This is a genomic window from Oribacterium sinus, from assembly GCF_963553175.1.
Lineage (GTDB): Bacteria > Bacillota > Clostridia > Lachnospirales > Lachnospiraceae > Oribacterium > Oribacterium sinus_B.
Map to the genome: position 1 here is coordinate 63198 of NZ_CAUVME010000004.1, position 25880 is coordinate 89077.

Sequence of the window (25880 nt, forward strand, 5' to 3'; positions counted from 1 at the left end):
AACAAATAGTGAATGAAAAGGAGAGTAAGAACATGGCAAAAAAAGTTTTATTGGCAGGTGAATCATGGATGAGTTATACCACTCATGTGAAAGGCTTTGACAGCTTTTATACTTCCGTTTACGAGACAGGAGAGAAGTATATTAAGAGAGCTTTTGAAGAGGGGGGATATGAGTTTACATTTCTTCCAAATCATTTGGCAACAGAAGAATTTCCTTTCAGCTTGGAAGAATTAAAGCAGTATGATTTGATTATTTTATCGGATATCGGAGCCAATACCCTGCTTTTGCCCGGGGCAACCTTTACCCGCAGTGAGATTATGCCTAACCGTTGTAATTTACTTCGGGATTATGTCTTGGATGGAGGCGCTCTCTTGATGGTAGGAGGATATTTGACCTTCTCCGGCGTGGATGCTAAGGGAAAGTGGCAGGACACTGCTGTACAGGAGGTTTTACCGGTACAGGTACTTGCTACAGATGATCGTATGGAGCATTGTGAAGGAGTTCGACCTGTTTCCGTGAAGGAGCATGCTATCTTTGAAGGATTAGAAAAGACCTGGCCAAGAGTTTTAGGTTACAACAAGACTATCTTAAAACCCGAGGCAGAACTTTTAGCAACAGTATGTGATGATCCATTTATCGCTTTGGGAGAATACGGTAAGGGAAGATCCGCCGTGTTTACCACGGACTGTGCTCCCCACTGGGCACCACCTGAATTCTGTGAGTGGAAGGATTACAACCGCTTGTTCCAAAATCTTGCACGTTGGCTGACAAAGGAAGCATAACGGGAGAAGCTATGAAGGTTTTAAATTTTGGTTCTTTAAACATAGACTATGTTTACAGTCTGGACCATTTTGTTCAAAAAGGAGAAACGATTTCCTCTGATGCCTTAAACATTTTCCCGGGAGGTAAAGGCTTAAATCAGTCTCTGGCTTTGGGAAGAGCCGGTGTTGCTACTATTCATGCCGGAGCTGTAGGAAAGGATGGAGAATTTCTCCTAAAACTGCTTCAGGAATCAGGAGTGAATATAGACTATGTGCAGTCCTTGGATGCGGTACAGACAGGAACGGCGATTATTCAAAAGGATAAAGAGGGTGATAATTGTATTATTCTCTATAGCGGTGCAAATCATAAAATCACTAAGGAGCAGGTGGAGGATACTATTCGTCATTTTTCTACAGGAGATTTCTTGCTGTTGCAAAATGAAATTAACGAGTTGAAGAGCATTATGAAGCTGGCCCATGAAAAAGGCTTAAAGATTGTGCTGAATCCTTCTCCCATGAATGAAGCAATCTTAGCTTTACCTTTGGAATTTGTAGATTATTTCCTTTTAAATGAGGTGGAAGCGGAACAGATTTTAGGCTTGCAGAGTAGCACGAAGGATAGTGAAGAGGTAATTCGGGCCTTACATCGGCAATATCCTACTGCAAAAATTATTTTAACCCTTGGAGGAGAAGGCTCTCTGTACTTTGATGGGGAATATATGCACCGTCAAAGAGCTTATAAGTCGGAGGTTGTAGATACTACCGCGGCGGGAGATACATTTTCCGGATATTTTATCGCAGGCATCTTAAATGGAGAAACGGTTCCGAAAGCCATGGATTTAGCAGCCAGAGCTGCAGGAATAGCAATTTCCAGATTTGGTGCTGCGCCATCTATTCCCCTGAAGGAAGAAGTGCTTTCTTTTTCCTTTAGTGAATAGAAAAATAGTGACCATAAAAAACCGTACGCAAGTGCGGTTTTTTTGTGTGATAGGAGGTTTTGGAGGAGATTTTATTTGGCTTTGTTTTGTGGATAAAAGCTTCTGGTTTGTTTTGTGAAGAAAGTCCTGTGGATGAAGGGAATTTTCTCCAAAACCCTTAGTTTATTTTGATGTAAATCTACGAATTTGTTCATATGTATATAGATTTTATTGACAGTAATGCACAGAATGTTTATATTTCTATAAAACAAACATAAAAGAACATATATTAACATGCATTAGCATATATTAACATACATTAATGTATATCAGCTATGGAAGATTTATACGAATACCTATGTGCATTTATCCGGATGAAGTAACACATAGGAACAGTCATTAAGTGCTATTAACAAACGGAGGAGAAGAATGCCAAAGTGTATTGTCATCGCAGATGATTTAACCGGGGCAAATGCCACAGGAGTTTTACTGAAAAAGATGAATTACAGTGCCTATACGGTTTTGAATGCGGAGCGTTTGGAGCTGTCTATGCTGGAGCAGTGCGACTGCGTTTTGTATCCTACGGACAGCAGAGGAATTGATCAGGATCTGGCTTACAGGAGAGTTCACAATGTTTGCAATTTACTGAAGAACGAAGATACCAAGGTTTACGGTAAGCGTATCGACAGCACTCTTAGAGGAAATCTGGGGGCGGAAGTGGATGCCATGCTGGAATCCCTTGGAGAAGACTATGTGGCTATTGTGGTGGCTTGCTTCCCCACATCCTCTCGTATTGTTCTCGGAGGCTATATGCTGGTAGAGGGACTTCCGCTTCATAAGACGGACATTGCCATTGACCCGAAAACGCCGGTAAATAATCCGGAGGTGGCAGAGCTGTTCCGAAAGCAGAGCAAATATCCCATTGCCTCCATTTTGATGAAGGATTTACTGCACGGAAAGCATTATCTGGCGAATTGCATGAAGAAACTGGCGGATGAGGGCAATCGTATTATTGTGGTGGACTGTGTAAGCCAAGAAGACATTGATTTGATTGCAGATGCGGTGGAAACCTCCAAACTAAAGGTCTTGGCAGTGGATCCCGGTGTATTTACCGCAAGCCTTGTGAGAAAGAGAATTCCTCCTACAGAGAAGAAGGAGAAAAACAAGGTTTTGGCTGTGGTAGGCAGTGTAAATCCCCATACACGACTTCAGCTGGAAGAGCTGTGGCTTTCTCAAAGATGCAAGAATGTTTTTGTGGAAAGCAAGGCACTTTTGGAAGGGGAGGAGCAGTGGGAACAGGAGGTTCAAAGAGTGGTGGATGCCATTCTACAGGATGTGGATAAGGATAGAGTTTTCACGGTGACGGGAGACGGTATCTATCCGGAAAATCGTGTGGATCTTGGAAAGCTTGCGGAAAGCAGAGCCTGCCAAATCGAAGAAATCAGCAATAAGATGAATCTGGCTTTTGCGGAGATTGCCCATCGAATCTGTGAGCGGGAAAAGAGCTTTAAGGGAATATACAGTAGCGGTGGAGATGTGACAGTTTCTATTTGCAAACGCTTCCAAACCGCCGGCCTTAGCTTAGAGGAAGAAGTTTTACCCTTGGCGGCTCACGGGGAAATGCTTCTGGGAGATTTCCCGGGAATGCATATGGTTACAAAGGGTGGCAGCCAGGGAGGAAGAGACGCCATTATTCGTTGCATTTCCTTCCTGAAGGAAAAGCTCTTTGTATAAGCTGGTAAATCTAATAGATTTTACGAAACAAAATTTGCCGGTTTCAAAAGTGAAAATAATGAAAAAGAAGGAGGATAAAATGAAGAAAGCAGTAATTGCAGTACCTATGGGGGATCCTGCGGGAATCGGTCCGGAGATTGTGGTGAAGGCTGTATCTAAAAAGGAAATCCAGGACATTGCAAAGGTAGTGGTTATCGGAGACGGAAAGATTTTGGAAAAGGCGGTGGAAATCTGTAAAGTTCCCATTCGTTTGCAGAAAATTGAAAAAATAGAGGAATTGGGAGAGGAGAAGGACAGCCTTTACTATATGCAGGAGGGCGAAATTTCTATGGCGGACTTTGCCTATGGAAAGGTAAGCGCAATGTGCGGTAAGGCTGCATTTTCCTACATTAAGAAATCTATCGAGCTGGCCAATGAAAGACTGGTGGATGCGGTGGCTACCACCCCCATTAACAAGGAATCCTTAAAGGCCGCAGAGGTGCCATTTATCGGGCACACGGAGATTTTCGGATCCTTAACCAATACGGAAGATCCTTTGACCATGTTTGAGTGTAACGGCATGAGAGTGTTCTTCTTAACCAGACACGTTTCCCTTCGGAAAATGCTGGATATGATTACCAAGGAGCGCATCAAGGATTATGTGAAGCGCTGTCTGGAAGCTTTGAAAAAGCTGGGGGTTACAGATGGAAAAATGGCCATTGCCGGCCTGAATCCTCACTGTGGAGAGCATGGATTGTTCGGAGATGAGGAAGTAAGAGAGATTATGCCGGCGGTGGAAGAGCTGCAGAAGGAAGGCTATCCTGTAGTTGGACCTATCGGAGCGGACTCCGTTTTCCATCAGGCAGCACAGGGAAGATACAACTCCGTACTGTCTCTCTACCATGACCAGGGGCATATCGCTACCAAGACCTTGGATTTTGATAGAACTATCGCTATTACCAACGGTATGCCGATTTTAAGAACTTCTGTGGATCATGGAACTGCATTTGACATTGCCGGAACCGGTATCGCAGACAGTATCAGTATGGAAGAAGCGATTCGTCTTGCGGCTAAGTATGCGGAGGCTTTTAAGCATTAAGAAGAACTGTGCAAAAGTACTTAGTTCTATAAAAAGATAAAAAAAGGAAATGCATAAGAAAGTTAAACCACATAAAATAGTGAATCACATAAATGAGTTGAAACACATAAAAAACCGGCTTATGCAAATGAGCAATTGACAACGAAGGGGAAAAATAAAGTATTTTTCTGAAGAGGAGGAAAGTATGGTTAATGGTTTACATGGAGAGCAAATGCTCCTGGGCTTGGCAATCGGTATTGTGTTACTGATTTTCATGGTATTAAAGACAAAGATTCAGGCCTTTTTGGCTCTGATTATCACTACCGTAGTGATTGGTGTAATTGGCGGAATGCCTTTGAATACCATCACCTTGGAAAATGGAACGAAGTTCGGTATTTTGCAGTCTATTACCAGCGGATTTGGAAATACCTTATCCAGTATCGGTATCATTATTGGTTTCGGCGTTATGCTGGGAGCAATCTTTGAGGAAACAGGAGCAGCAAAGCGAATGGCTCTTTGCTTCTTAAAGGTATTTGGAAAGAATAAGGAAGAGGAGGCTTTGGCTTTTACCGGTTTCCTGGTTTCTATTCCTATCTTCTGTGATTCCGGCTTCATTATCCTGTCCCCTATCGCAAAGGCGATTTCCAAGGTTACAAAGAAATCTCTGATTTCTTTGGGGGTAGCTCTTGCGGCGGGTCTTGTAATTACCCATACCATGGTTCCTCCTACACCGGGACCCTTGGGGGTTTGCGGAATTTTCGGCGTGGATGTGGGACAGTTTATTTTATTGGCACTGGTACTTTCTATCCCCATGACCATTGTGGCGATTCTTTATGCTAGAAAGTATATTGCTAAGAAGTTAAACTGGATTGTTAATGAAAATGATGAGCTTGTGGAGGCACAGGCCGGTAGTGCAGAGCTTGGAAAAGAAATCAATTTAGGTTCAGAAAATCTTCCCTCTACATTTTCTTCCTTCCTTCCCATTGTTTTACCTGTCATCTTGATTTTAATGAATACCGTATTTACGGCAATGAAGCTTATGGACGGATTTTTCCATATTCTGATTTTCCTGGGACAGCCTATTGTTGCTGTAGGAATCGGCTTATTGACTGCTATTTTCATTCTTGGGAAAAATATGAGTCGTAAGGAAATTCTGGCTTCCATGGAAAAGGGAATGATGTCTGCAGGAATCATTATGCTGGTAACCGGTGGCGGTGGAGCTTTAGGACAAATCATTAAGGATTCCGGACTGGGAACCTATATGGCGGAGGGAATTACCGCTATGAACGTACCTATTATCCTGCTTCCTATCGTTATTTCCACTGTAATGCGTTTTATCCAGGGATCCGGAACTGTAGCCATGACTACAGCGGCAAGTATTTCCGCACCGATTATCCTGGCTACCGGAGCTAATCCTGTGGTTTCCGCTTTGGCTTGTTGCGTAGGCTCCTGCTTCTTCAGTTATTTCAATGATAGCTACTTCTGGGTAGTAAACAGAACTCTTGGCGTAAGTGAGGCAAAGGATCAGATTCGTGTTTGGTCCATTACCACAACCATTATCTGGGCAGTAGGATGTTTGGAAGTAATTATCCTTAGCTTTATTATGCACTAATTTTCCGAGGATAAATGTTTGAGGATAAATGGCTTGGTTTCTTTCGGGAAGCTAAGCCATTTTTTTATAAAATATGCTAAGATGTTTTCGGAGAAAAGGACCGGAATGAGCTAGGGGAGAAATCATGAAAAAAGAAAAGGTGTTATCAGGAGAACGGCAGCAAAGCATTTTATCCATTTTGGAGAAGGATGGTTCCGTTTCCGTAGATGAACTGGCTAAGCAATTTTCTGTCAGCGGAATGACCATTCGGAGAGATTTAAAATATCTGGAAGAAAAGAACCGGATAGAGCGTTTTCATGGGGGAGCCATTCTGCGGGATGAGGTGCTGTATCAGGAGAAGGAAGTGCAGAATATTGAGGCAAAAAAGCGTATTGCCCAAAAGGCTTTGGAATTCATCAAAGATGCCAAAGTGATTTTCTTGGATGCAGGAACAACCAACAGGGAGCTGGCTCTATTGTTAAAGGATAGAGAGGGATTGTCTGTGGTCACCACGGACTTGATGGTTGCCGGCGTTTTACAAAGCGGAAAGGGACGCCTCTTTTTCTGTGGAGGAGAAATCCAGAAAAGTACCGGCTCTGCTTTGGGAAGCTATACAGTGAATCAATTGAAGGACTATTCTTTTGATATCGCCTTCTTAGGGGCTTCTTCCATTAATGAAAAGCTGGAGCTGAGTACTCCCACATTGGAAAAAGTGGCTTTGAAAAAGGCTATTTTGCAGCAGGCAAAGCAGTCTGTTTTGTTGGCTGATGCCAGTAAATTTGAAAAGCAGGCGATGATGAAGATATGCTCCATTCAGGAATTTGATATGCTGGTAACGGATAAGACATTTTCTGAGAAAGAAAAAAAGGAAGTGGAAAAGCTGGGCGTAAGAGTGGAAGGAGTAAATTAATTTTTTTTAAAGCAAAAGAATAGTTATTATTCAAGAATATTTTCTATCATGATTTCCATAAAAATATTTACCGAAATTAACCTATCTTTTTTGTGTAGCTTATATAAACTTGATATTCGTTATCTTTTCCGTGTTGACAATGTATGATTTGGCATGTATTCTGTCCTCAGAAAATGAAAAGGTTTCCACAAACCGGCAAGATTCAATTTTTATAATATGAATTAGCCCCTGTCTTTTCAGAAGGAAGTTGATTGTAGAATAAGTAATCCATATAAGTTTACTTCTACCGGATATGATAGCTATTTATAGCACGGGAAAGAATATATAATACACGTGTTCGGTAAGTAAGGCATAGAATGGATGATTTTTATCCTGGATGATATTTTTTTGAAAAGATATGTAAAGGTTTTCACATTTATGGATAATAAGGAGGAAGCAATGAAAAAAAGAAGTTTAGTTTCAAGTGTGTTAGCAATCACTTTACTGGCCGCAAGTATTTCTGCCTGTGGTTCGTCCGGGAACACTGCAAAAACCGATGCAGCAAAAGAAGGTGAATCTGCATCCGGAAAACAGGAGGAAGGTAGTGAGGCACAGGCTACAGGCCAAGGTGATGCTTCCACTGCTGCAGTGGTAATTTGGAGCCCTGCGGACGAGAAGGGAATTGAAGATTGGTGGGCAGAAAAAATCGCTGCATGGAATAAAGAACATCCTGATAAGCAGATTGCCAGACAGGCCATCGACCGTGCGGATTCCTACGCCTATGAGAATAAGATTACTACTGCAACTACCTCCGGAGATCTTCCTGATATTTTGTTTGTAGACGGACCGACAATTTCTTATTATGCAGCCAATGGCACTATAGTTCCTATTGATGATGTATATACAGAGGAAGATAAGAAGGACTTCATGCCATCTTCTATTCAACAGAATACTTATGATGGGAAGTTATATGGTATTGGACCAACAGAGTCTTCTGTGGCATTGTATTACAATAAAGACTACTTAGATGCAGCAGGTATTGAATATCCTTCAGACACAGATATTTCTAAGGCATGGACTTGGGATACTTTCTATGAGAATGCTAAGAAATTGACAACAAAAGATTATGTAGGAACAAATATCATCATGGATAAAGGCGAAGGATTAATTTATGCTTTAGAGCCATTTTTCTATGAGAATAAAGCTGATTTCATCAACGAGGATGGTAGCAAGGCAGAAGGATATGTAAATAGCAAGCAGTCTATAGAGACCATGGAGTATTTAAATAAATTCATTCAAGAGGGAATTGCTAATATTGATCCGGTAAAAGATGAATTTTTAAATGGTAAAGCGGCTACTCTTATTGGAGGTTCTTGGAACATTGCAGATTTAGAGAAGTCAAATCTGAACTGGGGAGTTTCTTATTACCCCGTTGCAAATGATGGTACTGCTGTTTCTCCAACAGGAGACTGGACTGCAGCAATTACCAAAGATAGTAAGAATCCTGAAGCAGCAAAGGAAGTATTGCAGTATCTTATGAGTTCTGAGAATGTGGCAGAGTATGCAAGTGCTATTGCGAAGCCTGCTTCTCGTACATCTTCTTATGATAAGATGAGCGGATGGGATGAAGGAGCTAGAAAGCTTTTCAAATGGCAGCTTGAAAATACTGGTAAGGCACGTCCCAGCACACCTTCTTATTCCGTATTATCTCAGGGATTTGCTACAGCTGCTTTAAATGTTTTCGCAGGTTCTGACGCTAAGACAGAGTTGGATACAGTGGCAAAAGATTTCCAAGAGGATTATGACACATACTATGCTAAATAATAGAGTGGTATGAGAAAGCAACGTAGAAACCGTCGGGAACCGAATTTTCGGTTCCCGTTCCTTCTATATAGGAGATAGCTATGACCAAAAAGAGCTTTTCTACACAACAGTTGAGTGGATATTTAATGACCGGGCCGGCAGTAATCTTATTGATGGCATTTTTGATTATTCCCATTATTCTAACCATTTATTTTTCTTTTTTTACCTACCAAGTTATGCGACCGGATAATATTATTTTTTCCGGGTTAAAGAATTACAGTAAACTTTTTAAAGATAAGAACTTTTGGCAGGGTTTGCAGAATACGGTGTATTTTACTTTACTGGTTGTACCTTTCCAAACAAGCTTGGCTCTTGCTTTAGCTGTTCTGGTTAGCGCGAGAAAAAAGGGAGTTTCCGTTTTTCGTACTATGTATTTCAGCCCTCAGGTGACTTCCATGGTAGTTATCGCTATCTTGTGGATTATTCTTTACAACTCCAATCCCAGTAGCGGCCTTATCAATGCGTTACTGGTGAAGCTTGGTATGAAGCCGATTAATTTCTTAAATGATCCAAAGACAGCCATGAATGCCATTATTTTTATGTCGGCATGGCAGGGCGCAGGATACCAAATGATGATTTTTCTGGCCGGACTCAATGGAATTCCCTCCGATCAATATGAGGCTGCTTCGGTGGATGGTGCAAATAAAGTACAACAGTTTTTATTCATCACCCTTCCCGGACTGGCAAATACAATAAAATATGTTTTGATGATCACATTGATTCAGGCTATGAAACTTTTCACGCAGCCATATATTATGACTCATGGAGGACCACAAAATAGAACCAAAACCCTCGTGTATTATATCTATGAACAGGGCTTCCAGAAGGGGAATTTTGGATATGCTTGTGCGGTTGCAGCTATATTTTTCTTCATCGTCGTTGGATTATCAATGGTGGTGAAGAAGCTGACCAAAACCAATTAAGGAGGGAAAGATGGGAAATAAACGAAGCAATTCAATCCTTTGGAATATTTTGTTTTACGGAGGAAATGCAGTAATTGGTTTAATATTTGTCTCTCCTTTGCTTTGGATGATTGCTGCATCTTTTAAACCGGAAATAGAAATTTTTTCAAATATTAATTCCTTACAAACATTTATTCCGGTACATTTTACAATCGATAATTATATTGAAGTTTTTCAACGATTAAATGTTCCGCAAATTTTAGGAAACACTTTTACGTATATTGGAGTAGTGTTATTGGGAGATTTAGCATTTGGATCCATGGCCGGATATGCTTTAGCGAAGATGAAATTTAGAGGAAGGGGATTGATTCTGACTCTGGTCATCGCATTAATGTCTATGCCAGTAGAGGCAATTTTACTTCCTTTATACATTGAAATGGCAAAATTAGGCTGGGTAAATACCATGGCCGGATTAGCAATTCCTTTCATGATGAACTGCTTTTCCATCTACATGTTTTATAGCTACTTTTTAGATATCCCGGATTCTTTGTTGGAAGCTGCAGCTATTGACGGATGCGGTCCAATCAGAACATTCTTTCAAATTGTGCTTCCACTTGCAAAGACGGTATTTGCGACAGTTTTTATTTTAGACTTCGTAGCAAGATGGAATGATTTTATGTGGCCATTTTTAATTACTACCGGAACAGAAAAAAGAACAGTACAGCTTGCGGTACAAACCTTTTTCGGAACACAACCTATTCACTATGGTGCGATTATGGCTGCTTTAACATTGGCTTCACTTCCTATGTTGATTATGTATATCTTTATGCAAAAGTATTATGTAGAAGGCATTGCATCTACAGGAATTAAAGGATAAAGGGAAATAATAAGAAGAGAATTTTTTTCTGATATAATACCTTTCGTTAGAGAGAAAATAATAGGTATAAGTTGTCATTAGGAGAAGGTTATGGCGGGCATTCAGGATGTTGCAAAAAAAGCGGGGGTAAGCATAGGTACAGTATCCAGAGTATTAAATCAAAGTGGCTATGCCTCTGAAAAGGCTAGAAAGAAAGTGGAACAGGCTGTCCGTGAATTACAATATAAGCCTAATGAACTGGCGAGGAATTTATTAAAAAAGCAATCCAATATTGTTGCCATAATTGTTCCGGATATATCCAGTGCCTTTTTTGCGGAGTTGGTGTCAGTCTGTGAACTGGAGCTTAGAGAAGCGGGTTATAAAACCATGATTTGTAATACTAATGGGGATCGTTCTCAGGAAAAAGAGTATTTAGAGATGCTGAATCGAAATCTCGTGGATGGCATTTTGACTTGTACTCATTCTTTGCAGACAGAAGGATATAAAGAGGCAAATGGACCGGTTGTTTCCTTTGATACGGTATATGTACCTGGGCAGATACCTAGAATCACCGTGAATCATAAAGAAGGAGGCAGTTTAGCGGCAAAAGAATTTTTACGAGTCGGTTGCAAAAAAGTTCTACAATTCCGAGACCAAGAAGCTAAAGAGCATTTTCCTTTTATGGAACGTCATGAGATATTTGAAGAAACAATGCAAGAGGCCGGGATAGAGTGCGAAAATATCTATGTAAAATGGAATGAATTTGCTGATCGTTATTTTCAAGACTTGGTTCGTGATGTTTATTCACAGTATCCGGATGTGGATGGTGTTTTTGGGACAGATGCCTTAATCATACATTTTATGCGTTATGTTCAAAGAAAAGGGAAAAGAATTCCGGAAGATATCCGCTTTGTGGCTTACGATGGAACAAGTCTTCGGGATATGATTTTCCCTACATTAACCTGTATAAGGCAACCAATTAAAGCACTGGCAAAAAAAGGTGTGGAGATATTATTAAACAAAATACAAGGCAACATAGTGGAAGAAAAAGAAATAGTTCTACCCGTTGAATTAATTCAGGGGATGAGTACTATGACGGTGAAAGAAAAGGAAAGATATTTAATGGGGAAATAATCTTTCTTCAAGAATGAATAAGAGGAGAAATATGAATAAAATTTCAAAGAAACTATCCCTTGCCCGATCTTTTGAAAAGGCACATTTTTCGGAAATTCAAAGACAGGAGCGCCCGGGCTTTCATTTAAGTCCTGCAATAGGCTGGCTCAATGATCCAAATGGTTTCTCTTTCTACAAAGGGGAGTATCATCTTTTTTATCAATATAATCCCTATAGCACCAGATGGGATGCGATGCATTGGGGGCATTGGACTTCCAAGGATTTACTCCACTGGGACTATCAAGAGGCAAGTCTTGCGCCGGATGAAGATTATGAAACCGGTGTTTTTTCCGGTACCGCTATAGCGGATAAGGATGGCTCTCATCTTATTATGTATACGGCGGATTATACCAAGGCTCCGGATTATTCTACGGATTTATCAGGGAAAAATGGGATTCGAAGAGAAACTCAGTGTATTGCCAGGGGGGATGGGAGAGAGTATCAAAAGTTCGAGGGAAATCCGGTGCTTTCAGAAAAGGACTTGCCGGAAGAATTCACGATTGAAGATTTCCGAGATCCCAAGCTTTGGATTGGAAAAGACGGAAAATACTATGCGGTAACAGTGGCCAGAAAGAAGAGAGACAATCTTGGAGCGGCTTTGCTTTTTTCTTCGGAAAATGCTGTGGAATGGCAGTATTTGGACACGATTAGGGAAAATGACGGAAGCTTCGGCGGGATGTGGGAGTGTCCGGATTTCTTTTTCCTGGAAGGTCGTCCTGTGCTTTCCCTTTCGGTCATGAATATGAAAAATACAAGTCCCTTGTTTAGGAATGGAAATTGCACCGTGGCTTTTGTGGGGGAGGAGGCCGAAATAGAGCTGGAGCAGGAAAGCATGGTAGATTTGATAGAGAATTCTATGAAAACGGCAAAGCCCCAGGCTTTGGATTTAGGCTTTGATTTTTATGCGCCACAGACCATGGAAAGGGATGGACGAACAATCATGGTAGGCTGGATGCAGGCTCCTGAAGCCGGTGGAAATGCTCCGGAGAATGCTAAGTGGTATGGGCAAATGTCATTTCCTAGAGAACTGTTTTTCCGAGGGGATAGACTGTGCCAGCGTCCCATTCCGGAAATTCAGAAGCTTTATAAAGATAGGGTAGAGCTGGCAATTATCTGCGAGAAAGAAGAGAAAAGCTTTGCAGAATTAGAGGGGAAGTTACTGGATCTTAGTCTAAAGATTTACGCACCGAAGCCCAGCTTTGAGCGTAAGGATATCTTCCAAATGAAATTTGCAAAGCAGGGAGAAATTTATGTCCTTTGTACTTATGATTTTGTAACGGGAATCTTGACTGTGGACAGAAGTCATGCAGGAAGGTCTGCCAGTATTTGTGAAGTAAGAAGGATTTACGTGGGAAGTTCGGAAGAGCTTTCGCTTAGACTTTTGCTGGATCGTTTTTCCTTTGAGCTCTTTATAAATGATGGAGAGCAGGCTCTCTCCGGTACTCTTTATGAACTTCCGGCGGAGGCTAAGGGAATCAGCTTCCAAGGAGAAGGGATTCATCTAAAGGTAGAAAAACATAGCTTAAGAGAGATTGAGCTTGGGGCGCTGTAATGAATTGAAAAAGCAGTGGATGCCTTTTCCACTGCTTTTTTCTATCTTTTAGCTTGTATCAGAACCGGTATGAGTGGTCATTAGCCAAGATTAGCCAACATATAGCATTCCCCTAAAGAGTTCATTTTCGTCTTTTCCATTAATATATAAAGTCCAATTCTGCGTATCTCTTTCAATTGGTACTCGGTAGCAAGTTCCGTTATATTGGAATTGACTAAAATCATTTAAGTTAAAAATGCTGAAGTCCTCATTTCCTACATTGTCTATATATTTTTCATCAATAATTCGCATATCCATGTAAGAGGAATTATCCGTATACATCAGTAGGAGATAGGAACCGGTGGGGATAGTTCCCTCTTTTAGCACATTTCCATTTACATCTACTTCCTGAACCGGAACATCTTGAATAGCCTGGATAACATGATTGCTGCTTATTTTGTATCGGTTTCCATCCGGTTTCGGATAAGCTTCCGCATCAATCAACCAGTCTATTTCTACAGTATTGGTACTGAGAAAGCCGTTGTCTTCTGCTCCGCAAAACCCTTTAGCATCCGTAAAATTTTCCTTGAGAAGATGCGTGTATTCGATATTGCCTACATTTTTAAAGTAGTATTCTCTAGCAGATAGGTCGACAGACCAGTTTTCCTCCGGTTTTAATTCCATAGTGGAGAGGTCAATTCTATAGAGTAAAGTTATCCCGTCTTCTTCATATTTAAAGAGGTAAATGTAGTATTTTCCGGACTTTTTGAGAAGATAAGGAGTTCCGTCAATGCCTTCCACAGCTCCACTTTCTCTACTGCCGGAAACGACGGAAATATCCAAATAAAACATTCCCTCTTCTTCCTGTTTTTTCAGATAAACGGGCTCCCGTTTTCCGCTTCCGTCCACATCTACATCCAGATACATATTGTCAAAAAGTGGGATTACATAGTCCCCTTCCGTTTTAGTATATTCTTCGACGAATAGATTCTCCCCTTCATCAAAATATACGGTAAGAACCTTGGGGGACTTAAGAGACCGGCCGGTAAGATCAATATCGGAATATATAGAAACGCCCTCCGCATTTACCGTCCAAGTAAGTGCATCTCCCTTTTCTTTTATATTCTGTAAAAGTGCAGGAGGAAATTCCACAGCTGTACCCGCGGATTCCTGCGCTCTTTTTTCAGCCAAAGCAAAGAAGCTGTCCTTGTCTTTTACTACATCGGAAAAAGCCAGTCGTTTTCCGCTTTTACTATCAAAATTCACAGAATAGTGCTGATACTCGCTTCCGCTTCCCGTGTAATCTATGGATTTGGAATTTAAAATGCTGACGATGCTCTTGTCTGCTCGAATAACATCACTATTGGTCTTTACTTCAGGAGTATTTCCCAAGTAGTTCGCCACATTCCTTTTGGCCTCTTCTGAAGTATTAGCGATATTTATCAGCTCCGCAAAATCCTTTTGAGAGAGATCTTCTACTTCCTTGTTATAGTCTTCAAAGGCCTTTCTCAGGGCATTAAATTCCTCACCCTCTTCCTTCAGGTGTAACTTAGTGCTTTCTATACTATAAAGATAATGATAGTTTGCATCCGTGTGCCTTTCTCCGATTTCTTCTAAAAGGATATGGGGCATTCCCATCACTATGCTTTCAGCTTGTGCTTCTTTTTCTTCCCTGCTGTCCTTCTGCTCCTCCTGTGAATTACCGGATTCTCCCCCTGCTTTGTCCGTCCCGCCAGCTTCTTTTTTTGCCTTTGTACAAGACAGGAAAATAAAGCTAAGAAGAAGGAATAATACTAAAAGTAGTTGTTTTTTTGCTTTCATTTCGTCCTCCTTGCCTTTTCTCTTTAAGAGATTTTACTTATCCTCTCTGTTTTTGTTCCGTACTATTCAAACATTAATTTTTACTATTTTATCATACTTTGTTTTCGTTGCAATATGATTTGAAGAGTAGATGGATCGTCAGAGCGTATAGGAACTGGAGGGAACTTAGTTGCGCCGGCAACTAAGGCAAGGAAGATGGTTTTTTATATATATTTTTTCAGTTCCCCATACCCCTCTTTTTCCATTTCCTCATAGGGAATAAAGCGGACAGAAGAGGAGTTAATGCAGTAGCGGAGGCCGCCCAGTTCTTTTGGACCGTCATGAAAGACATGACCCAGATGGTAGTCTCCACCCTGAGAACGGACTTCTATTCTACGCATTCCCAGACTGTTGTCTTCCAGGTAGCGGATTACTTCTCCGGCAATGGGCTTTGCAAAGCTGGGCCATCCGCAAGAGGAGTGAAATTTGTCTTTGGAGGAAAATAACGGTTCTCCGGTGGCTCTATCCACATAAAGCCCTTTAGCATTTGTATCCCAATAAACATTTTCAAAGGGACGATCTGTGGCGCTATGCACCAGAACATTGTATTCCTCTTTTGTCAGCTTTTCCTGTAGTTCTTTTTCGGAAAGAGGCTGATATTGCTCTGAATCAATCAATGGCTCATCCGCCAGGGCAAGGGAGATGTGGCAGTAGCCTCCCGGATTTTTATTCAGATAATCCTGATGATATTCTTCCGCCGAGTCAAAGGCTGCCAAGGGAAGTACTTCCACCACCAAAGGAGAGCTGTACTGCTCCTGCTCTTTTTTTAGAGCTTCCTGAATAATATCTTTGTCCTTTTCTTCTACATAATAGATACCGGTGCGGTATTGGGTGCCCACATCATTTCCCTGCTTATTTAAGCTGGTAGGATCAATAATCCGAAAATAATAGCGCAAAAGATTTTTTAAAGGCAGGCGCTCCGGGTCATAGTCGATTTTTACGGTTTCCGCATGGCCGGTATTGTTGTGACAAACCTCTTTATAGCTGGGATTTCTGCTGTTTCCGTTGGCGTAACCGCAAGAGGTAGAGAGCACTCCCGGAATTCTTTGAAAATAGGCTTCTACTCCCCAAAAGCAACCGCCTGCAAGATATATGGTTTTCTGCATAGTAACTCCTTTCCGATGAAATTGATTTATAATGAAACGGTTCTGTAGCATTGTAGTTTATAGCTATAACATTTGCTGAAAAAATCCTTAGTTTGATAACTGATAGCTTTACTTTAGCACAAATGAGAAGGCAATCTACAAGAATCCCCGGGATTTCCAGCTTTTTTTAGATTTGTATTCCGAAAAGGAAAACAATGCTATAGTATAGAAAATATATAGAGCATGATACTTTGATAAATGCAGCAGCCGGATGTGTATGGACCAGAGATACAGAGGCCGGCGCTACAGAAGCAGCGATATAGAAACTATGGATACAGAAACCATGGATACAGAAACCATGGATACAGAAACCATGGATACAGAAACCGGATTTGTTGGAAGCAGAGATGGAAAATATAGGAATGGAGAATAGAGGAATGGAAAAAGAGCTGAAAATATCGTCCTTTTCCGTAGAGGGAAAGAAAGCGACACTGTATCAACCTCTTGAAAGTGTGGTGGAGAATAAATTAAATCATGCGAATAAAAATACCAGTCTGAACACAAATGGCCAGACTATGGAAGCAAAAGCTTTGGGAGGGAAATTATCAGAAGTCCAATTATCAGCAGTCAAATTATCCCCTCCTCTACTGATTCTTCATTGTTTTTCCGAAGAGAAAGAGGCGGTGGTAAAGCTTTTACAAAGGCAGGAGTACTTTAGCTTTCCACTTCTTTGTATCAATAACTTAAACTGGCAGAAGGATATGTGCCCCTGGGATAGTCCTGCTCTTATTAAAAATGAGAAGGATTTTATTGGCGGAGCGGATGAATATTTGTTCCTTTTAGAAAAGGAAATTATTCCGAGGGCAGTAGAAATTCTTGGAGAAGAGCCTACATATTATGCGTTGGCCGGATATTCCTTGGCCGGTCTTTTTGCCCTATATGCCGGCTACCGAAGCTCTTTATTTTCTCGGATTGCTTCTGTCTCCGGCTCCCTTTGGTATCCGGACTTCGTTTCCTTTGCCAAGGAGAAGAAAATGCTGAGCAAAGCGGAGAGGCTGTATCTTTCTTTGGGAACAGAAGAAGCGAAGACCAAGCATTCCGTCCTGTCCACCATAGAAAGCAAAACCCGGGAACTGGTAGAGCACTACCAATCCTCGGGCTATTGTGTGAATTTTGAGCAAAATCCCGGAAACCATTTTTGTGAAGTGGAGCAAAGAATCGAAAAGGGGATTCGGTGGATTATGGAAGAGTGATTATCTTTTTATCCGATAATTTCTGAAAGCTTTACCTTTCTGTCTTCCATTCTGGACTTCGTGCATGCATCCGCTGTGGCAATAGCGGCTCTTGCGGCTTCTCCGGTGAGAAGGGGCTTATATTCGTCACTTACTTCCTCGCCGTGCATTATACCATTGAGGAAGGCCATTTCCTTCTTCATAATGCCCTGTAGCCATAGTGGCGGCTTTCTGCCTGGCTTACCGTATTGAATAGCACCATCCATTTCCGTACCGTGATAAATGCGGGTTCTGTCCTCGTCTTCTTCTTTACTTTCGTGAAGAAGGAAATGGCTTTCTTTTCCGTCTACTTTCAGAGTGCCGCCGGCATCAAACATATCCAGCTTGATGGCTCCCTCTGTACCCTGAATCAAAAGGTAATGCTCCGGCCAACGGAAGGCGGAACCCCATTCCATCACAGCATAACGGCCATCCTTAAATCGGGCGGTTATGAAAATCATATCATCCTCATCACCAAAGGCCTCGCCTTGGTGAGCCACATTTCCGGCTTCCATAGTAACTTCTTCCGGCATCCCTCCCATGAGGAACTGAACACAATCCAATTCGTGGATATGGTGATAAAGATGTCCTCCGGACTTTTCCCGAATCTTCTTCCAGGATACGGACTCCTGCACATCTTCCCAGCCGTTTCTGGCAGAGTGGCAGTAGAGAACTTTTCCGATTTTTCCTTCGTTAATCAGTTCCTTTGCATGGTGTACACCATTAAAGAAGTTCATGATGTGTCCTGCCATGAAAATCACGTGATTTTCTTCGCAGGCCTTTACCATTTCATCACAGTCTGCGTAGGAGAGGGCGATAGGCTTTTCACAAAAAACATTTTTTCCGTGTTTTGCAGCCAAAATTACCGGCTCTTTGTGCAAATAATTTGGGGATGCCACAATCACGCAATTTACATCCGGTCTGGAAACAAGGGATTCCAAGCTTGCTTCTGCATCGCAGGACAATTCTTTCGCAATAGTCTCTCCATTTTCCGGATCATAAACAGCAACGACTTGTGCATCTTCTTGTTCTTTCATGATGCGGGCTAATTCTGCACCGAAATAGCCCACACCCACTACGGCATAATTTATCATGTTTAACTCCTAACTTTTCACGATTTAGGGCTAAATATTCATTTCTTTACTTCTTTTAGTCCCAATCCTCGTTTTTTATTTTCGTTTTTTAAAAGTTGATATAGCTTCTACACTAATTTACTTTACAGCTCCTTCGGAAAGTCCTCCTGCAATCTTATTCTGAATCAGGCAGAAGAAGATAATGGAAGGAACTACTACCAATGTGGAGGCTGCCATCATATCGCCCCAGTCCAATATTTCTGAACCGTTTAGAGAGCGAAGGGCAACAGCCACAGTCATCTTGGAAGTATCATTAATCAGGATTAAAGAGTATAAAAACTCATTCCAAACATTGATAAAGGTATAAATGGCGGTGGCTACGATTCCCGGTGCCACCAGAGGAATCACTACCTGCATAAACACCTGAATTTTATTGGCTCCATCTATCTTTGCGGCTTCTTCTATTCCTATGGGAACTGTTTTGAAAAATCCCACCAAAAGCCAAACCGCATAGGGAATACTGAAGGAAAGATAGACCAGTACCAATCCGATTCTGGTATTGGTCAGTCCCAGCTTTGCCATTACGATGGAATAAGGAATGGCTAAAAGGATGGGAGGGAAAATGTAGGTGGTAACCAAAACCTTCGATAGTACCGTTCCGATTTTAGGGAAGAATCGAACAATGCCATAGGCTGCCAAGGCAGAAATTGTAATAGCTATTCCTGTTGTGGCTAAGGAAATAATGACACTGTTTCGGATATTTACAATGAAACCCAAATCAAAAATCACATGGCGATAATATTCCAAAGTTACTACTTTCGGAAGAAAGGCTGTGGGATTTCCGGTTAATTCGCCCTTTCCTTTAATGGAGGAAATAATAATCCATAGCAAGGGGAAAATGGCGAAGAAACAGAGGAGCAAGAGGTAGATGTGGCTGATTAAGCTCGCAAAATATTTCTTTCTCATTTATTTTCCTCCCTTTCCCAGCAATTCATAATGGTGAAGTAGATAATGCAAACACTCATTAGGAAAATAAACAGCAGTACTGTTACAGCAGAGGATTTTCCCAGCAGCTTGGTTCCCCATCCCATTTCATAGGCATAAAGGGGAACGGTTTGTGTGCTTCCGGCAGGCCCTCCACCGGTAATCAGATAGATTAAGTCGAAGTTATTGAAAATCCAAACCGTTCTTAGAACCACCAAAAGTCCCATAACCAGTTTGATGTGGGGAATGGTGATGTGTTGAAAAGACTGCAAGGCACTGGCACCATCAATTTTTGCGGCTTCATACTGGTCCTGTGGTACAGTTTGTAAAGCAGATAAGACATTGACCATAATCATCGGTGCTCCGAACCAAATGTTGATGAGTACCAGTACGATAAAAGCCAGATTCTTTTCTGTGAGAAACTGTGGAGCGGTTTCGTAAATTTTCCATTTCACCAAAAGATTCGGAAAAATGCCATAGACTCCATTTAATATCCAAGTCCAAGAGAAGGCGATAACGATGGAAGGGAAGGCCCAGGGGATAATCAGTAGAGTTTTATACATCCCTTTAAAGAGCTTTACCCGATTTAAGGCCAGAGCAGCAGTGAAGCCCACCAATATCTGTCCCAACAAGGAAAATACAGTCCATTTTAAAGAGTTCAAAAAGGCTGCCCAAAATTTGGGATCACTTAGAATATCTTTATAGTTTTTCAGTCCCAGAAAATTGTATCTTGGTCGAATAAGATTCTTACTGGTCATACTGAAAAAGAGACTGGAAAAAATGGGATAGATAAAAAGGGCGGCTACGACAATGACGGCAGGAAGTACAAACAACCATTTCGTATAAGATCTTGTCTTCATTTTCTGACCTACCTTTCTAGTTTGGAGAGGCTGCAAGAAGAAATCTTCTTGCAGCCTCTTCCGAGAAGAAAAAGATTATTGTGTAGCAGCTTCCATTAAGCTGTTTAACTTATCTTCAGCTGCTTTAGCGGCTGTCTTTACATCTGTTCCGTTGGTAATTATATCTTGGAACATTTCTTCAATTACGTGCTGGTTGGTAAGGATACCTGCCTGTACGCTTGGTCCATGTTCAAATCCGATAGCAGTTCCGCCGGGAATCTGAGAAGAAATCACTTCTTCCGCATGGGCAAATTTCTGAATAGTGGGGTCATCTTTATACGCTTCGGAATCCTCGATGCCCTTAATTGCCGGAAGCATTCCGACAGGAACGGAATGGAGGAATTTCACATAGTTGTCTTCTTCATATAAGGTTTTGATAAAGGCTTCACAAATTTCAGGGTGTTTGGAATTCTTCCAAATGACCAACGGCTGGTTAGAAGTGGTAATGCCCTTCTGCTCTGTACCCTTAATGGTGGGGATGGGATAGCAGTCTACATAATCCAGTAAATCCGGAGAGTTTGCCGCTACACCGGAGATTTGGAATCCGGAGTTAAAGTCAAAGGCTGTTTTTCCCTGATAGTAGAGTGTAGCCTGATCCAGTACATTGTAGTTAATGGAATCCTTTGGTGAGCAGTCCTTATATACCTTCAACCAGTAGTTAATTCCTTCTATAGCTAAATCGCTGGTAAGATTCGCTTTTAAGTCATCCGTTAGCAAGCTTCCTCCGGCACCCTTTACGTAAAAATTCAGGAAATTGGTGGCTTGGAAGTCCGTAGAGCCACAAGGAAAAGAGAGACCGTAAATACCGTCTTTGGTTAGCGCTTTGGCTTCTTCATAAAGCTCATCCCATGTCTTTGGCACCTCTAAGTTGTTTTTTTCCAGTAAATCCTTGCGAACCCACATCACCATGGCGTGAGAATAGAGAGGAACAGCATAGTTGTTACCGTCTACGGAAAGCTCATTTAATGCGTTTTCATAGAACTTATCCCGTCCGATATCATCAATTAATCCATTCAGCGGAATGATAGCGTCGGAATTAATCATTTCGGAAACCTGCCCTACCAGAGCGGTACTCATATCCGGCACATTCCCAGAAGCAAGCCCTGTTGTCCACTTGGTGTAAAAGTCATTCCAGGAAAAGGTTTCAATTTTGATAGTAACCTTTGGGTGCTCCTCCATGAACTTATCCGCAGCCTCCTGAATGGTTTCCAATCTTGGTCCCTGGGTAAAGGAATGCCAGAAAGTAATATCTCCCTCCAATTCAGCTGCTTCCGCCTTTTCCTCACTGCCCTTTACTTCGCTACTCTTTTGCTCCGGAGCTTTACTTTCCTCCTTTGCGGCACTGCTACCGCATCCGCTCAGAGCTGTACAAAGCATTGTCAGACTCAGCATAGCGCTTAAAATCTTTTTTCTCATAAATCGTCCTCCTTAGTAGTATGCAAGTGCTATAGGGGAATCCTAGGGCATCTTGTTCGCAAGTTCCTTTTTGGGAATTTGCAATTTTTCTTTGTGTATAATAACTGATTAATTTGTATAATATAGGAAAAAATTAGACGATTCCATAGAAAATAGACCTAATAATAGCATTTTACGCTTGAAAAACAAAGTTTTTACTGTCAATAAGATTTATCTTCTTTGTTAAATTATAAATAAGAAATATTTTTTATTCTTTGGCAATATGACGGTACTGGTTCGGCGTACATCCGAATGCTCGTTTAAATTCACGAATAAAGTAATTGGTATCTTCATAGCCCAGTTCATAGGCAATATCGTTGATGTGAAGGTTGGAAACCAGTAATTTTCTGGCAGCAGTGGTAAGCTTCAGCTCTTTGACATAGACCATGGGAGACTTTCCCAGCTGGGAACTGAATAAAGAAGTAAATCTTTGCTTGCTTAATTCCGCCATTTCCGCTAAACGGCTTGGAGAATATTTTTCATTGGGATGCAAGAGAATATAATCCACTACCCCTTGGATACGAGAATCCATTCCGGTACCGGATTTTTTGATTTGATTTCTGATTTTTTCTAAGTCCTGTTCTTCTGTGGCTTCCTTATTTGAACATGAAGAAGGCTGACTTTGAGAAGATAAATTAGCTGAGTTTTTAGCTTGTTCTTCTATATCGTTTTTAGTATTCAAAGAAATAGAAGGAAACTCTTCTTGATCTCTTTCCGGATTGACCTTGGCAATGAGAGAGGCAATCAATAGCTCTAAATACCCCCTGACAAAGAACATCTTTGCAGGGCTCTCTTTTTTTACCCATTGATAGATTTCATCAAAATAAAAGCTTTCTCCCTTGCCTTCCATGATCTTCGGCAAATGATAATAATCCCCCAGTAAGTCTCCTCCTTCAAAAAAAACAGAGCTGGTAAATCGAATACTGGTGAAGGAAAAATGACTGCTGGTGGCAAAGCAGGAGAGCTGACTTCCTTTGGGAATATAGATGATTTGGTCTTTTTTGACAGAATACTCCTGAGAATCTATGAAGAAACTGGCGGTTCCGGATTCAATGTAACGGAGCATATTGTAGGGAATACTGCTTTCCGGAAAGATCCAATTCCGACCAAAGGAATAGCGATCAATATATAAAAAATGAAAATGAATATTATCAATAGCGCTGTACATAGGATGCCGCCAAACTTTCTGTATATTTTCTATAGGAATAGAAGCTGCCTTGTTTAAGTGTTTTCAGTATAAAGGCTTTATAGGAGAAAAGAAATAGAGAGTTTATAGGGGGGATTAAAATGAGTTTATAGGGGGAGATTAAAATGAGGATAAGGGGGAATTGTAGATGCACTAGACTGGCTGTTTTATTTCATCTTCGTTATAATAAGACAGTATATTTAGTTTAGAAAGAAGAGTAGTGTAAATGAAGGAAGAAATCAGAGTAGAAAAAGACCGTAAAATAAAGGGAATCATTTCCATAATCCTTTCAGCAGCAGGCTTTGCAGGAATGGCTTTTTTTGTGAAGCTTTCCGGAGATATACCTACCATGCAGAAGGCAATGTTTCGAAATTGTGTGGCGGCTTTGATTGCCTTTGTGATGATGCGGCAACAGGGAATACGTTATTATGTACCCAAGGAACTTAGAATTCCTTTATTGCTTCGTTGCTGTTTTGGAACCTTGGGAATTCTTTGTAACTTCTGGGCAATTACGTATCTGAAGCTGGGGGATGCCAGTATTTTACAGAAAATGGCGCCTTTCTTTGCTATTGTAATGTCTATTTTTATCTTGGGAGAAAAGCCCAACAAGATGGCGATTGTTTCCGTGCTTTTAGCTTTGCTGGGAGCAGCCTTTGTGGTGAAGCCCGGGCAGGGAATCGTGGGACTTCCCGCACTGGTGGCACTTTTTGGCGGATTTTCGGCGGGAACAGCCTATACCTATGTGCGAAAGGTAGGATTGGGCGGAGTGAAAGGACCGGTAGTGGTTTTTTCTTTTTCGATGTTTTCCGTTTTGATATTGCTTCCCTTTTTTCTTTTGCAATACAAGCCAATGTCTATACAGCAAACAGTATATTTGATTTTAGCGGGCTGCAGTGCGGCGGTGGGACAGATTTTTGTGACCAAGGCTTATGCCTATGCCCCGGCCAAGGAAATTTCCGTCTTTGACTATTCCCAGGTGCTCTTTGCGGCTTTATTGGGCTTTGTGGTCTTTGGGGAAATTCCGGACGTTTATAGCTTTGTGGGCTATGCCCTCATTTTCGGAACGGCTCTTTGGAAATGGAAGCAGAGTTAGTTGATAAAGAGTTAGTATTTCCTTAAAAGAATAGTGAATAAATTATCTTGATTAGTGAATCAATTTTTAAAGATTAGTATGGTGATTTACTTTATAATGCAAATTACCAAATTAACAATAATTATATATACATTGCATTGAAAATATAATACAATGTATATATACTATATAGAATATGATTCTAAAATTCAATACAGATAAGGAGGCTTTCTTATGGCACAGACGAGTATTAGTGTTCGTATGGATGAAGATTTAAAGAAACAGTTTGATGAGTTTTGTTCTGATGTGGGGATGAATATGACTACAGCATTTTGCATTTTTGCTAAAACGGTAGTTCGTGAAAGAAGAATTCCATTTGAAATTACAACAGAGAGAGACACATTTTATAGCAGTGAACATTTAGCTACTTTGGAAAGACGAGTTGCGGAGATGAAGGCCGGATATAAGATACATGAGCATGAGCTTATTGAGGCCGAATAATGAGAAAAATATGGCATGATGAAGCGTGGGAGGAATATTTATACTGGCAGGAACAAGATAAGAAAACACTAAGAAGAATAAATAAAATTTTGAAAGACATAGATAGAAATGGATATAATTGTATTGGAAAACCGGAAAAATTATCAGATAATTTGTCCGGCTTTTGGAGTGCAAGAATCGATGAAAAGAATCGGATTGTTTTTCGTATTGTGGGAGATATGCTGGAAATTGCAGAATGTGGTTCTCATTATGGCGATAAATAATGTATCTAATTGTAGAAAGCACCTGTATGAGATATATCGGTAAAAATTCTTTTTTTCTTTTGTTAGATTCATTTGTTGCATTTGCAACAAATGAATCGCATATATTGTATACAATAGACTTTGTAAGAAGGATTTAAAGATGTAAGCCTCTTATAAAGCTAAAGTTTAAATTGTTTAAAGGGCGAATTTTTTAGAGCTTAAAGAGACTTCAAGAGCAATGTTTTTAAAGCCTGAAGCATTTTCAAAATCAAAGTCCTTCGGCAAAGAAAGGAGGCTTATGAAAGAAAAAGTCGGAGAAGTGTTTTCCATAGCAAGAGACAATCCGCCGGTACGGAGCTGTACAGTATCCAAGCAGATTCATCCGGGAGAAAACGCTGTCATTTATTTTTCCATGGCGGAGAGGACGGATATCAGTGCAGAGCTTTACTCCTATCATAAGCTGCTTTTCGTAGCGGAGGGGGAGATAGAAGTTTACGGAGAAGGAGAGGGGAAGTTCCTTTCCAAGGGGCAAGCCATTCTCACCCCGGTGGAGAAACCGGTGGGAATCCGTAGTGAAAAAGGTGCAGTATACACAGAAATTTCCATAAGGAGGGAAGATTTTATGAATGAAGCAGTAAAAGCAGGTGAGGTTTTTCGTTTGGCAGACTTACTCCCCTATCAGGAGGGCAAGATTGTAAACATGGACTTGATGCACAATGAGAAAATGAAGTTTGTGCTGATGTCCTTTGCCGAGGGCACCGGTCTTTCCGAGCACGCAGCTCCGGGAGAGGCTATGGTATTTGCGCTGGAAGGGGAAGCAGTAATTCAGTATGAGGGCGTGGACCATGTGATTCATGCCGGAGAAGAGTTCCATTTTGCCAAGGCAGGACGGCATGCAGTAACAGCCAAGGGGAATTTCAAAATGGCTTTGTTAATCAGTTTGGCATAAGAGAACGTTTAAAGTACATAAGAGAATTC

The 25880-nt window shown here is 41.1% G+C and carries 24 protein-coding genes; 17 read left to right on the plus strand and 7 right to left on the minus strand.

The window, feature by feature from the left end:
- The first annotated feature begins 32 nt into the window (after nucleotides 1-32).
- From RYO92_RS01860 to RYO92_RS01910, 11 genes are all read left to right on the plus strand, one after another.
- Nucleotides 33-782: a glutamine amidotransferase gene (locus RYO92_RS01860; protein WP_040648785.1), complete on the plus strand. Its 750-nt coding sequence runs from the start codon at nucleotides 33-35 to the stop codon at nucleotides 780-782.
- An 11-nt stretch (nucleotides 783-793) separates the two neighbouring features.
- Nucleotides 794-1699 carry a ribokinase gene (locus tag RYO92_RS01865; RefSeq protein WP_315369301.1) on the plus strand — a complete coding sequence of 302 codons (906 nt, stop codon included), beginning with the start codon at nucleotides 794-796 and terminating at the stop codon, nucleotides 1697-1699.
- A gap of 408 nt (nucleotides 1700-2107) precedes the next feature.
- Nucleotides 2108-3412: a four-carbon acid sugar kinase family protein gene (locus RYO92_RS01870; protein ID WP_315369302.1), complete on the plus strand. Its 1305-nt coding sequence runs from the start codon at nucleotides 2108-2110 to the stop codon at nucleotides 3410-3412.
- A gap of 79 nt (nucleotides 3413-3491) precedes the next feature.
- The gene (gene pdxA / locus RYO92_RS01875; protein WP_315369303.1) at nucleotides 3492-4490 is read left to right on the plus strand and encodes a 4-hydroxythreonine-4-phosphate dehydrogenase PdxA; all 999 of its coding nucleotides are present in this window, start codon (nucleotides 3492-3494) and stop codon (nucleotides 4488-4490) included.
- Between the two features lie 184 nt (nucleotides 4491-4674).
- Nucleotides 4675-6081, plus strand: a complete 1407-nt coding sequence (locus RYO92_RS01880; RefSeq protein ID WP_314346494.1) for a GntP family permease — start codon at nucleotides 4675-4677, stop codon at nucleotides 6079-6081.
- Between the two features lie 124 nt (nucleotides 6082-6205).
- The gene (locus RYO92_RS01885; protein ID WP_315369304.1) at nucleotides 6206-6970 is read left to right on the plus strand and encodes a DeoR/GlpR family DNA-binding transcription regulator; all 765 of its coding nucleotides are present in this window, start codon (nucleotides 6206-6208) and stop codon (nucleotides 6968-6970) included.
- A gap of 438 nt (nucleotides 6971-7408) precedes the next feature.
- Entirely contained in the window at nucleotides 7409-8773 is a 1365-nt protein-coding gene (locus RYO92_RS01890; RefSeq protein WP_315369305.1) for an ABC transporter substrate-binding protein, read from the plus strand.
- Between the two features lie 80 nt (nucleotides 8774-8853).
- The gene (locus RYO92_RS01895; RefSeq protein ID WP_315369306.1) at nucleotides 8854-9735 is read left to right on the plus strand and encodes a carbohydrate ABC transporter permease; all 882 of its coding nucleotides are present in this window, start codon (nucleotides 8854-8856) and stop codon (nucleotides 9733-9735) included.
- Between the two features lie 10 nt (nucleotides 9736-9745).
- A complete protein-coding gene (locus RYO92_RS01900) occupies nucleotides 9746-10591 on the plus strand; it encodes a carbohydrate ABC transporter permease (protein WP_007157112.1) in 846 nt (281 codons plus the stop codon).
- A gap of 90 nt (nucleotides 10592-10681) precedes the next feature.
- A complete protein-coding gene (locus RYO92_RS01905) occupies nucleotides 10682-11704 on the plus strand; it encodes a LacI family DNA-binding transcriptional regulator (RefSeq protein ID WP_314832876.1) in 1023 nt (340 codons plus the stop codon).
- A gap of 31 nt (nucleotides 11705-11735) precedes the next feature.
- Complete coding sequence (locus RYO92_RS01910) at nucleotides 11736-13295, plus strand: glycoside hydrolase family 32 protein (protein WP_315369307.1); 1560 nt, start codon at nucleotides 11736-11738, stop codon at nucleotides 13293-13295.
- A gap of 90 nt (nucleotides 13296-13385) precedes the next feature.
- Here the strand turns inward: RYO92_RS01910 and RYO92_RS01915 are convergent, their stop codons facing one another.
- Nucleotides 13386-15095, minus strand: a complete 1710-nt coding sequence (locus tag RYO92_RS01915) for a hypothetical protein (protein ID WP_315369308.1) — start codon at nucleotides 15093-15095, stop codon at nucleotides 13386-13388.
- A gap of 203 nt (nucleotides 15096-15298) precedes the next feature.
- Complete coding sequence (msrA, locus tag RYO92_RS01920) at nucleotides 15299-16240, minus strand: peptide-methionine (S)-S-oxide reductase MsrA (RefSeq protein ID WP_315369309.1); 942 nt, start codon at nucleotides 16238-16240, stop codon at nucleotides 15299-15301.
- A gap of 256 nt (nucleotides 16241-16496) precedes the next feature.
- Here msrA and RYO92_RS01925 point away from each other — a divergent pair, with 256 nt between their 5' ends.
- Nucleotides 16497-16652, plus strand: coding sequence for a hypothetical protein (locus tag RYO92_RS01925; protein ID WP_315369310.1), 156 nt, complete (start codon nucleotides 16497-16499; stop codon nucleotides 16650-16652).
- A complete protein-coding gene (locus tag RYO92_RS01930; protein WP_315369311.1) occupies nucleotides 16627-17472 on the plus strand; it encodes an alpha/beta hydrolase in 846 nt (281 codons plus the stop codon). The genes RYO92_RS01925 and RYO92_RS01930 overlap by 26 nt, the downstream gene beginning before the upstream one ends.
- Before the next feature lie 8 nt (nucleotides 17473-17480).
- Here the strand turns inward: RYO92_RS01930 and RYO92_RS01935 are convergent, their stop codons facing one another.
- The 5 genes from RYO92_RS01935 to RYO92_RS01955 all read right to left on the minus strand — a co-directional run bounded on the left by RYO92_RS01935 (nucleotide 17481) and on the right by RYO92_RS01955 (nucleotide 23069).
- The gene (locus RYO92_RS01935; RefSeq protein WP_315369312.1) at nucleotides 17481-18584 is read right to left on the minus strand and encodes a Gfo/Idh/MocA family protein; all 1104 of its coding nucleotides are present in this window, start codon (nucleotides 18582-18584) and stop codon (nucleotides 17481-17483) included.
- A gap of 117 nt (nucleotides 18585-18701) precedes the next feature.
- Complete coding sequence (locus RYO92_RS01940; protein ID WP_315369313.1) at nucleotides 18702-19529, minus strand: carbohydrate ABC transporter permease; 828 nt, start codon at nucleotides 19527-19529, stop codon at nucleotides 18702-18704.
- Nucleotides 19526-20407: a carbohydrate ABC transporter permease gene (locus tag RYO92_RS01945; protein ID WP_315369314.1), complete on the minus strand. Its 882-nt coding sequence runs from the start codon at nucleotides 20405-20407 to the stop codon at nucleotides 19526-19528. The genes RYO92_RS01940 and RYO92_RS01945 overlap by 4 nt, the downstream gene beginning before the upstream one ends.
- Before the next feature lie 75 nt (nucleotides 20408-20482).
- Entirely contained in the window at nucleotides 20483-21862 is a 1380-nt protein-coding gene (locus RYO92_RS01950) for an ABC transporter substrate-binding protein (RefSeq protein WP_315369315.1), read from the minus strand.
- Between the two features lie 247 nt (nucleotides 21863-22109).
- Entirely contained in the window at nucleotides 22110-23069 is a 960-nt protein-coding gene (locus tag RYO92_RS01955) for a helix-turn-helix domain-containing protein (protein ID WP_315369316.1), read from the minus strand.
- Nucleotides 23070-23313: 244 nt separating this feature from the next.
- Here RYO92_RS01955 and RYO92_RS01960 point away from each other — a divergent pair, with 244 nt between their 5' ends.
- The 4 genes from RYO92_RS01960 (at nucleotide 23314) to RYO92_RS01975 (ending at nucleotide 25851) form a co-directional block, all read left to right on the plus strand.
- Nucleotides 23314-24180, plus strand: coding sequence for a DMT family transporter (locus RYO92_RS01960; protein ID WP_315369317.1), 867 nt, complete (start codon nucleotides 23314-23316; stop codon nucleotides 24178-24180).
- Between the two features lie 213 nt (nucleotides 24181-24393).
- Nucleotides 24394-24660, plus strand: coding sequence for a type II toxin-antitoxin system RelB/DinJ family antitoxin (locus RYO92_RS01965; protein ID WP_304072831.1), 267 nt, complete (start codon nucleotides 24394-24396; stop codon nucleotides 24658-24660).
- Nucleotides 24660-24923, plus strand: a complete 264-nt coding sequence (locus RYO92_RS01970) for a Txe/YoeB family addiction module toxin (protein WP_308578650.1) — start codon at nucleotides 24660-24662, stop codon at nucleotides 24921-24923. The genes RYO92_RS01965 and RYO92_RS01970 overlap by 1 nt, the downstream gene beginning before the upstream one ends.
- A 277-nt stretch (nucleotides 24924-25200) precedes the next feature.
- A complete protein-coding gene (locus tag RYO92_RS01975) occupies nucleotides 25201-25851 on the plus strand; it encodes a cupin domain-containing protein (RefSeq protein WP_308578653.1) in 651 nt (216 codons plus the stop codon).
- Nucleotides 25852-25880: the final 29 nt, after the last annotated feature.

Bases quoted from the DNA above. Each gene is read 5' to 3' on its own strand.
- RYO92_RS01860 (WP_040648785.1), top strand. From the start codon at position 33: ATGGCAAAAAAAGTTTTATTGGCAGGTGAATCATGGATGAGTTATACC.
- RYO92_RS01930 (WP_315369311.1), top strand. From the start codon at position 16,627: ATGGAAAATATAGGAATGGAGAATAGAGGAATGGAAAAAGAGCTGAAA.
- RYO92_RS01940 (WP_315369313.1), bottom strand. From the start codon at position 19,529: ATGAGAAAGAAATATTTTGCGAGCTTAATCAGCCACATCTACCTCTTG.
- RYO92_RS01935 (WP_315369312.1), bottom strand. From the start codon at position 18,584: ATGATAAATTATGCCGTAGTGGGTGTGGGCTATTTCGGTGCAGAATTA.
- RYO92_RS01870 (WP_315369302.1), top strand. From the start codon at position 2,108: ATGCCAAAGTGTATTGTCATCGCAGATGATTTAACCGGGGCAAATGCC.
- msrA (WP_315369309.1), bottom strand. From the start codon at position 16,240: ATGCAGAAAACCATATATCTTGCAGGCGGTTGCTTTTGGGGAGTAGAA.
- RYO92_RS01970 (WP_308578650.1), top strand. From the start codon at position 24,660: ATGAGAAAAATATGGCATGATGAAGCGTGGGAGGAATATTTATACTGG.
- RYO92_RS01890 (WP_315369305.1), top strand. From the start codon at position 7,409: ATGAAAAAAAGAAGTTTAGTTTCAAGTGTGTTAGCAATCACTTTACTG.
- RYO92_RS01880 (WP_314346494.1), top strand. From the start codon at position 4,675: ATGGTTAATGGTTTACATGGAGAGCAAATGCTCCTGGGCTTGGCAATC.
- RYO92_RS01960 (WP_315369317.1), top strand. From the start codon at position 23,314: ATGAAGGAAGAAATCAGAGTAGAAAAAGACCGTAAAATAAAGGGAATC.
- RYO92_RS01955 (WP_315369316.1), bottom strand. From the start codon at position 23,069: ATGTACAGCGCTATTGATAATATTCATTTTCATTTTTTATATATTGAT.
- pdxA (WP_315369303.1), top strand. From the start codon at position 3,492: ATGAAGAAAGCAGTAATTGCAGTACCTATGGGGGATCCTGCGGGAATC.
- RYO92_RS01910 (WP_315369307.1), top strand. From the start codon at position 11,736: ATGAATAAAATTTCAAAGAAACTATCCCTTGCCCGATCTTTTGAAAAG.
- RYO92_RS01950 (WP_315369315.1), bottom strand. From the start codon at position 21,862: ATGAGAAAAAAGATTTTAAGCGCTATGCTGAGTCTGACAATGCTTTGT.
- RYO92_RS01900 (WP_007157112.1), top strand. From the start codon at position 9,746: ATGGGAAATAAACGAAGCAATTCAATCCTTTGGAATATTTTGTTTTAC.
- RYO92_RS01885 (WP_315369304.1), top strand. From the start codon at position 6,206: ATGAAAAAAGAAAAGGTGTTATCAGGAGAACGGCAGCAAAGCATTTTA.
- RYO92_RS01905 (WP_314832876.1), top strand. From the start codon at position 10,682: ATGGCGGGCATTCAGGATGTTGCAAAAAAAGCGGGGGTAAGCATAGGT.
- RYO92_RS01915 (WP_315369308.1), bottom strand. From the start codon at position 15,095: ATGAAAGCAAAAAAACAACTACTTTTAGTATTATTCCTTCTTCTTAGC.
- RYO92_RS01975 (WP_308578653.1), top strand. From the start codon at position 25,201: ATGAAAGAAAAAGTCGGAGAAGTGTTTTCCATAGCAAGAGACAATCCG.
- RYO92_RS01895 (WP_315369306.1), top strand. From the start codon at position 8,854: ATGACCAAAAAGAGCTTTTCTACACAACAGTTGAGTGGATATTTAATG.
- RYO92_RS01865 (WP_315369301.1), top strand. From the start codon at position 794: ATGAAGGTTTTAAATTTTGGTTCTTTAAACATAGACTATGTTTACAGT.
- RYO92_RS01925 (WP_315369310.1), top strand. From the start codon at position 16,497: ATGGACCAGAGATACAGAGGCCGGCGCTACAGAAGCAGCGATATAGAA.
- RYO92_RS01945 (WP_315369314.1), bottom strand. From the start codon at position 20,407: ATGAAGACAAGATCTTATACGAAATGGTTGTTTGTACTTCCTGCCGTC.
- RYO92_RS01965 (WP_304072831.1), top strand. From the start codon at position 24,394: ATGGCACAGACGAGTATTAGTGTTCGTATGGATGAAGATTTAAAGAAA.